This is a genomic window from Vibrio sp. 2134-1, assembly GCF_033339495.1.
This window is the reverse complement of the sequence record NZ_JAWOUS010000462.1, coordinates 1-680: the sequence shown is the minus strand read 5'-3', so window position 1 is coordinate 680 and position 680 is coordinate 1. Positions and strand designations below refer to the sequence as shown.

At 49.7% G+C, this 680-nt stretch carries 1 protein-coding gene; it reads left to right on the top strand.

Features of this window, described 5'->3' with window-relative positions; genetic code table 11:
• The first annotated feature begins 24 nt into the window (after window positions 1-24).
• Window positions 25-654 carry a hypothetical protein gene (locus R7R78_RS26630; protein ID WP_225474673.1) on the top strand — a complete coding sequence of 210 codons (630 nt, stop codon included), beginning with the start codon at window positions 25-27 and terminating at the stop codon, window positions 652-654.
• The last annotated feature ends 26 nt before the right edge of the window (window positions 655-680 follow it).

The following is a 680-nucleotide window of genomic DNA, read 5'->3' as shown; positions in this document are numbered from 1 at the left end:
CTTCATTTATCCAGAGCCACAACCTTGCTCGGCGCGGCATTGGCAGCGTTTACCTTGAGTAGCAGCTTGGCGTTGGCAAACCCTACTGAGCAGTTACTAACTCGCTTTAACCAAGCCGCACAGGGCGACACGGGTTTGGTGGATACTGTACATGACGAGCTTTCACAATTAGTTCAAAAGCAAGGCGCTACGCCTGTGACATTGGTTTACCTTGGCAGCAGTGAAACCTTGCAAGGGCGCGATGCGTTTATGCCATGGAACAAGATGAAGTTCACTGAGCGCGGGCTTGCCACCATTCAGAAAGGTTTGGATTTAATGGCGAATCAACCTATGCCGATTCAAGAGCAGCAGCGTTTACAAGGGCTACCAGAATATCAATTGGCTACTGCGATGGCGGCCACCACTTACACTTCGCTTCCGGATATGTTTAATCACTTTGAGCGTGGGTACGAGCTGTACCTGACTCTGCTTAATGAACCGAGCTTCAATCAACAACCGTTCGCGGCAACGGCTTGGGTTTACCTTTACGCCATTGAAGCAGCGCTGCGTGCAGAGGACATGGAGCAAGCGCAGAAATGGTTGGCGAAAATGGAAAGTTTCGATAGCACTCACTTAGAAACGCAAACTGCCAAAGCGTTACTGGCTAAACATTAAGGAGGCGTCATGATCGTTTTCAGTCA